This is a genomic window from Microbulbifer epialgicus (assembly GCF_041447265.1).
GTDB lineage: Bacteria > Pseudomonadota > Gammaproteobacteria > Pseudomonadales > Cellvibrionaceae > Microbulbifer > Microbulbifer epialgicus.
This window is the reverse complement of the sequence record NZ_JBGMEK010000294.1, coordinates 1-543: the sequence shown is the minus strand read 5'-3', so window position 1 is coordinate 543 and position 543 is coordinate 1. Positions and strand designations below refer to the sequence as shown.

1 pseudogene is annotated in these 543 nt (G+C 41.6%); it reads right to left on the bottom strand.

The features are described from left to right. A pseudogene (locus tag ACCI49_RS25080) lies at positions 1 to 543 on the bottom strand (hypothetical protein); the annotation flags it as partial.

Here is a 543-nt window from a genome sequence, read left to right as displayed (position 1 = left end):
TCTAACTTGTCGCAACAAGACTCCGAACTGACAGAAAGATAAAAATATATCCATCCGTCCGGTGTATTTGCAGCAGTTTCTATACTACTAACTTGGCTAGCTGAAATATCTCCAGATCGTATTCCGTAGCTTCCGTTGTAAGGATTTTCAGAATTTATCGTCCAACCTGCAGATCCATCATGTTTCCAGTACCACTTACCAAACTCATTTGTTTCAAACCCATAGGGTTCAACATCTGAGTCCGCATCATTAGGGTCAGTATCATGAAGATACTCAAAGTAGTTGCTACTTCCGTCATCATCGCTATCCAGTAGGGCGTCATTACTATCTAAAGGATTTAAATTTCTATCTATCTCCCATAAGTCAGGCATACCATCGTCATCACTATCGCTACTACTGGGATTTAACCCTAAAAGCCATTCATCCTCATCACTGATACCATCATCATCTGAATCTTGTGACATATCATGGTCCAGCCCCCCGAAATAGATGTATTCCCAGGAATCCTTGATACCGTCTGCATCTTCATCAATTGGACCAGGG